This window comes from Cypionkella aquatica (assembly GCF_030161095.1).
GTDB classification, from domain to species: domain Bacteria; phylum Pseudomonadota; class Alphaproteobacteria; order Rhodobacterales; family Rhodobacteraceae; genus Cypionkella; species Cypionkella aquatica.
Genome location: NZ_BSPP01000011.1, coordinates 363,640 through 370,084 on the forward strand (window position 1 = coordinate 363,640; position 6,445 = coordinate 370,084).

Sequence of the window (6,445 nt, forward strand, 5' to 3'; positions counted from 1 at the left end):
ATATTTTGAAGGACCGGCGCGCCGTGCCTGCTAGATGTAGCTTGCAGGGTCTGCTACACCTCTAGAGGAAGGGGCGGATGCCCTTGGAAAAAATGACTGCGAGAGGTTGTGGAGCGAATGATGGACTGGACAAAGCTCCTCAGCGGCACTCGCTTTGATGACCTGTTGGGCCGACCAAAGTCCGGAGAGGCCCCCGTTGGCCCAAGCTTCGCCAAAGGTCAGTTCCGCTTACCCCAAGAGCGCGATCATGATCGGATCCTATTCTCCACGCCTTTCAGGCGAATGGGTGACAAGACGCAGGTTTTTCCGCTAGAGAGCATTGAAAGTATCCGAACACGCCTGACGCATTCTTACGAAGTAGCGAACCTCGCACGTTCCCTTGGCATTGAAATTGCTGAGTCTATGAAGGAACATCTGCCAGAAAATTCCATCCGGTCAATTCCCGCTGTGCTTGCAGCAGTTGGGCTGGCACACGATATAGGCAACCCTCCGTTTGGTCACCAGGGCGAATTTGCAATTCGCGCCTGGTTCAAACGAAACGCAACCGCGCTGTTCGAACAGCCGGAACAGCCGCAAGGGAAAGACGCAGGTGAAAAGTCCTTTGGGTTGACCCAGCAGCATAAGAACGATTTTTTGCTATTTGAAGGGAATGCTCAAACACTCCGGGTGCTAACGAAGCTCCAGGTCATTGGTGATGATCTTGGGCTTAACTTGACAGTCGGTACGCTTGCCGCAGTGATGAAGTATGTTGCCTCTTCCGACGAAATTGACGAGGAAATGCAGCCAAGAAAGAAAGTCGGATTCTTTGCTTCGGAGCAGTCCTTGGTCGATCGTGTTCGCGAGGAAGTTGGTTTGAACGGTGACGCTCGCCATCCGCTGGCACTGATTATGGAGGCATGTGATGATATCGCATACTCAATGCTCGACGCAGAAGATGCAATTAAGAAAGGAATTGTCTCTCTTAATGACCTTTTGGCAGCCCTTGAACACAATCCGTTGGAATCGGGCAAGCAAGATGAGGTGGTAAGATATCTTTGCGAACTAACACGCTGGGAGCTTGGCATTCTTCGGCAGCAGAAGCTTCATCCAAGCGAACTACAGGACGTTGCGACCCAGAAATTTCGGGTTCATGCAATTCATTTGATGGTGTCGGCAGTCGCTGAGGCTTTCAAGGAAAACTACACAAGTATCATGGCAGGTGATTTCGGTGGTGAACTGATCAAATCATCGAAGGCTGCAAGCCTGTGTAAGTTGCTTAAAACTTTTGATCGCGAGAACGCATTCAACCACAAAGCAGTTCTTGAAATTGAGTTGAATGGGTACAATGTCCTAAATCGACTCATGGATTTTCTTTGGATCGGCATCAGGGAGCGTGAGGTCTACAGTGACTTGGCGAGTAAGCGGACTTCCCCGTTTGCCGCATATGTCTACAGCAGAGTCTCCAAGAACTATCGTCGCATTTTTGAAGGTAAGGTTACGCGCTACCACCAAGATGCGGAACTTCCCATTCGTTACAAAGAAATGCAGCTACTAACGGACATGGTTTCGGGGATGACAGACCAGTTCTGCATTGACCTCCACGACGACCTCAACAAACACTATCGTGAAATGCACAAGATCAATGGAACTCCTGCTTGAGAAACGAATACGCTACTTCTTGAACTCGCGTTATCGCGGGCGAGAAGACGTGCGTCATGCTCTAAAGCAGCTTACCGGCTTTGGTCGTCTGGTTCTTATTGGTGGTATGCTTCGGGATGTTGCATTGTTTGGAAATGCTGGATTCAAATCTGATCTAGACTTTGTTATTGATCCTTATGACCTTGCCGCCTTCGAAAGGCATATGAAGGATATTGGCGCTCGTGTGAACCGGTTTGGCGGCTACGCGCTACCGATATGCAAATGGCAGATTGATGTTTGGCCGTTACAACGGACTTGGGCGCACGTGAATGGCCATGCGAGAGTTAGGTCCGTTGGGGATCTTCGCAACGTTACCTTCTTCAAGTGTGATGCGATCATTTATGACTTGGCCAGCAGAAAGGTTCGGACACGATCAGACTATTTCAGTGACCTTGATCAGAAGGTGCTTGAAATAAACCTTAAGCCAAATCCAAATCCAGTTGGAAATGCGGTTCGAGCTTTTCGATATTCAACCATCAAGGGATTTCGTTGGGGCCCGCAGCTCTCGAAGTTTGTAACTGAAGTGATTGCGGATGTTGGATTGGATCATCTTCGGGACGCGGAGATGCAATCATTCAGGACTCAGTACCTGGATGCCATTGACTTGCTTCAGTTAAGTCGTGATCTTAATCGCCATGTATTGGCAAACGACGGCACTCTATTCAACCCGGCTGCATTCAATAGAAATGTGCAATTGCAGCTGAAAATAGGACGCTGAGATCGAAGTTTTATTCGTTTGCCGCGGGGGAGGACATGTCCAATCGAGTCGTGGTTTCGTTCTTGGCCACGTTTCGGCTGTGGCAAGACGAAGCAGGCATGGTCCCGCAGAAGTTCGCAATACTTCGTGCGAATCGCGCGCGGTCCGACATCCGCACAGGAGAGAGTTGGGCGTCAGGTCCACTCCCTCCGCCATTTTCCTCTCCTGAGACTCACTGAAAGCCATTGATATGGGTATAATTTCCTTGAGTTTACACACTTAGCGCTCTGAGGTCTTTGGATTTTGCTGCACATTTTGCTACACAAAATGCCGCACATGTTCTTGCAGTTGCTTGCGTCCATCGCTAGGCTTGCGCTATGAAACCTACTCTTCGCGGCAAGACTTATCACCTGCGCAAGCGAGTTCCTCTGCGCTTTGCGGCCATTGAACCTCGCGAAACGGTTTGGATCAGCCTTCACACCGATTCCGAGAAGGCGGCCACGGCCAAGGCCCCAGCCGCGTGGTCGGAAATGCTAGAGGCGTGGGAGGCGATGCTGGCTGGCCAGACCGATCAGGCCGATGCATATTTCGATGCGGCCAAGCAACTCGCGCAGGCGCGAGGATTTCGGTATTTGCCAGCAGAGCGGGTGGCAAAGCTGCCCGTCGAAGACATCCTAGACCGCGTGGAATCCATTCGCGGCGTGGAGGGTAAAGCAAGCTCGTTTGAAGCTACAGCTGTTCTGGGCGGGGTGACAGAACCCGCCATCACCGTGACGCGTGCGCTGGTTGCCTATTGGGGCCTTGCCAAGGATAAGACCTTTGGCAAATCTGAAGATCAGTTGCGGCGCTGGCGTAACCCTCGCTTGAAAGCGGTGAAGAACTTTGTTGATGTGGTGGGTGACAAGGCCTTGGCTGAGATCACGGGCGAGGACATGCTGGATTTTCGCCAGTGGTGGGTGGAAAAGATCGAAGCTGAAGACCTGACCCCCAATTCGGCCAACAAAGACTTGGTGCATCTGGGCGACGTGCTGAAAACCGTCAACCGCATGAGGCGACTGGGTCTGTCGCTGCCATTGAGCGACTTGTCCCTGAAAGAGGGCGAAAAGGGGCAGCGCCCGCCGTTCTCGAACGATTGGATCAAGACCAAGCTACTGGCCCCAAGGGCACTGGACGGCCTGAACCTAGAGGCGCGCTGTATCCTGCTGGGCATGGTCAACACGGGCTACCGCCCCAGCGAGGGCGCATGCCTTGGCCCCGCGCAAATTCGGCTGGATACCGAGGTGCCGCATATCTCAATCGAGCCGAACGGGCGGCAACTCAAGAGCGCCTATGCGCGCCGCATAATCCCCTTGGCGGGCGTCAGCCTAGAGGCGTTTCGCGCATGCCCCGAAGGGTTTCCGCGTTATGCCGACAACCCGAGCCTATCGGCCACGGTGAACAAGTATTTACGCGACAACGGATTGCTCGAGTCGCCCAAGCACAGCATGTATAGCCTGCGGCATGCCTTTGAGGATCGCATGCTTGCCGCAGGTGTCGATGACCGCATCCGCCGCGACCTGTTCGGCCACAGCCTAGACCGCGAGCGTTATGGCAAGGGTGCTAGCCTTAAGCAGTTGCACGAGATCACCCTGCGGATCGCCTTTTAGAGCGGAGTGGTTGCTTGCCTTCGTGCCCATTTTGAACCTTGGGCGGCCAATACAGTGCACGAAGCGCCGCTAGCCTTGCCTGTTCTTGGGCAAGGTTTTCCAGTGCTTCCTGCGCAGTCAGGACAAAGATCACTCGGATCGTTTCATAACCACCTTGATTGTCAAAAGCGCGATAGAGTAAATGCTGATCATAGGCGCGGAATTCCCAAGACAGCGAGTTTTTGCCCCATCGCAGGGTGCCGCGTTCAAGTTCAGCGTGTCCGTCTGGCCCAAGTCCGACACTTTTGATTAAGGCGCTTCTCAGCAAATGGATCTTCTTGCCGACAAGTCTCTTCGCCCCGCGGCTGAGAATTGGCGCTAGATCAGGCCAAAGATGGGGCGTCTGGCTGTTAGCCTCGATTTTGCTTTTGCGCGTGATGTGCGCGATTGTTTCATGACGGGTCATGACGGGTCATGACGTGTTCCTTCCGAACTTTTGAGATAAGAAGTGAACCCCGCGCGACGAAATGCGCGGGGGCCATGTTCATTGATTTTTTGTGATGAGTTTTTGTGCGACCAAGGCGGCACGGGCGAATGCAAAGTGATCTTGCATCTGCCGCGCCTCCTCGACCGCAAGCTCAGCCTCCAACCGACTGAAAATCGGCAGGTAGACGATATCCATCACGACAAGCTGCGCGACTTTGCCATGGGCAGCGCGCAAGCGTTCCAGCTTGCTTTTTGACATGGGCAACTCTTCAAGACCGTTGCCAGATCAACGCAGGATCTTGGGGCGCTTCTTGCCGTAGGTGCTCGGCACTTTTCTGTCAGGGTTGCGGCGACGGATCGCCACCCAGGTTTTCCCAAGCGCGTCAAAGTCGGGCGCAGCAGTCGTGATACCCAAAGCTTTCAACCTGCTCTCGGTCGCTGAAAACACGGATTCTACGAGCCGCGCAAATGTCTTGCCGCGTGCATAGACCAAGTCCGACATCGCCAGAATACTGCGTACCTCCAAAATATCCAGAGCAAAGCGGCTGGAATAGTTGGACGCGCCCTCACGGGTTTTGTACTGGCTATCGGCTACATTGCTCTTGTATAACCGCTTGATCGTAGAAGGAGACTTTGCTGCATACATCAAAAAATTAACGACATCACTGCGGCTAAGCGCCAGATGCAGGTCTACCCCTTCAGCGAGCTCGACATCTGGGAAGGCGAGGGTCAGCGCAGCTCGCACCTCTACAATAGACTTTGCGTTCCTTTTCGCTGGGCGGATAATCCCATGGAAATGGGGAAGCAGGTCTTTTTGCTGTGCGCGCAAGCCCTGAATCTCCATGAACAGAAACCCCTCCCAGCAGTTGTCCGCAAGAACTTGGTCAACTGCGGCCTTCATGCCTGCGATGTCGACTTTGGGATTTGCGCGAGAGGTGTGCCAGATTGGGTTGATGATGGTGATCAGGTAGCAGTCCCGCTTGTTGTGCTCAGCCCAGTCTAACAGAGTTGACGCAAGGGCTTTGCCGAAGGTCAGTCGGTAGATCGGGTTCGCAGCGGTTTTCCATACGATGGGGGAGATACTGCGCTGATCCAGTCCGATGGCCTTACGCAACACGGCACCTTCTTCTCTTGTGGTCGCAAACTTTGACAGGCCAGCTGTGGCTAAGTCATAGAAGTGTTGCTCGCGAATGATGAAGCGCTGGCCAGCATCGCCATCACTCGCGGCATCTCGGCTGTTTGCAAATTTTTTGTATGCAAACTTATTTATGTTGGCCTTTGCCTCGTCAAACTGGGTGAGCAAGGTTTCAGGGCAGTTGGGTATGTTCCCGATCACATTCCAATATGAAACACTTAGTGTAGATTCACTATGTGTTGTCACTACACGGTCGGCTGTGGTTTTTTCGGGCGAAGCTTGAACTGATTTGATCGGGATTTTCTTAGGTGGTTTTGGCATCATTGTTCTCCATGGTTGATGATGCCGTTCTTTACAGTTCTCAAAGTCTGCTCTGATTTGGCCCAGAATCAGGGGTATACAGCTTTGAAAAGGCGGGTTATCCCTACTTTTGTTGAATAATTCGTGCGCAAATACGGAGGATACTTTGGAAGAGATAATCGTGCGCAGAAACGCATTTACCCAAGAGTCGCAGATTTTGCGTACGAACTACCCGCATGTGTTCGAGAAGTTCTTCGAAATTTTTGAGCGAGAGGAGATCGACCAAGCAATCCTTCAAAAGCGGTTCCGCGCGCTATGCCGACGTTTGCGGGCAGATTTTGTCGCGGGGTATGAGGAGCTGGAAAAACCCGCCTCGGCGGGTTCTGGCGGGCGCCTAAGCGAAGAAGAGGCGCGACTGCGAAATGAGTTTCGTCGCAATGTCTATGTCTTGGTGCGTGACTTGGACGGGCCTTGAATAGCCCCTAGATTTGTAGACGCCTTGCTTGGTAATTTTGGAAGCAAGGA

General features: G+C 52.7%; 7 protein-coding genes. 4 read left to right on the forward strand and 3 right to left on the reverse strand.

All coding sequences use genetic code 11. From position 1 onward, the window contains the following. The first annotated feature begins 120 nt into the window (after positions 1-120). The 3 genes from dgt (at position 121) to QQJ98_RS17175 (ending at position 4,020) form a co-directional block, all read left to right on the forward strand. On the forward strand, positions 121-1,638 hold the full coding sequence (dgt, locus tag QQJ98_RS17165; RefSeq protein ID WP_284326586.1) for a dGTP triphosphohydrolase: 1,518 nt from the start codon (positions 121-123) through the stop codon (positions 1,636-1,638). After that, positions 1,622-2,395, forward strand: coding sequence for a hypothetical protein (locus tag QQJ98_RS17170; RefSeq protein ID WP_284326587.1), 774 nt, complete (start codon positions 1,622-1,624; stop codon positions 2,393-2,395). Before dgt ends, QQJ98_RS17170 begins: the two co-directional genes overlap by 17 nt. Positions 2,396-2,751: 356 nt before the next feature. Beyond that, positions 2,752-4,020 (forward strand): DUF6538 domain-containing protein, encoded by a 1,269-nt coding sequence (locus QQJ98_RS17175; protein ID WP_284326588.1) that lies wholly within the window; start codon positions 2,752-2,754, stop codon positions 4,018-4,020. Here the strand turns inward: QQJ98_RS17175 and QQJ98_RS17180 are convergent. The 3 genes from QQJ98_RS17180 to QQJ98_RS17190 all read right to left on the reverse strand — a co-directional run bounded on the left by QQJ98_RS17180 (position 3,998) and on the right by QQJ98_RS17190 (position 5,941). Beyond that, positions 3,998-4,465, reverse strand: coding sequence for a hypothetical protein (locus QQJ98_RS17180; protein WP_284326589.1), 468 nt, complete (start codon positions 4,463-4,465; stop codon positions 3,998-4,000). The two genes, QQJ98_RS17175 and QQJ98_RS17180, sit on opposite strands and share 23 nt — an antisense overlap. 78 nt (positions 4,466-4,543) lie before the next feature. After that, positions 4,544-4,744: a hypothetical protein gene (locus QQJ98_RS17185; protein WP_284326590.1), complete on the reverse strand. Its 201-nt coding sequence runs from the start codon at positions 4,742-4,744 to the stop codon at positions 4,544-4,546. Between the two features lie 27 nt (positions 4,745-4,771). Next, complete coding sequence (locus tag QQJ98_RS17190; protein ID WP_284326591.1) at positions 4,772-5,941, reverse strand: hypothetical protein; 1,170 nt, start codon at positions 5,939-5,941, stop codon at positions 4,772-4,774. A 145-nt stretch (positions 5,942-6,086) separates the two neighbouring features. Between QQJ98_RS17190 and QQJ98_RS17195 the strand changes: the two genes are divergently transcribed. Next, positions 6,087-6,395, forward strand: coding sequence for a hypothetical protein (locus QQJ98_RS17195; RefSeq protein ID WP_284326592.1), 309 nt, complete (start codon positions 6,087-6,089; stop codon positions 6,393-6,395). Positions 6,396-6,445: the final 50 nt, after the last annotated feature.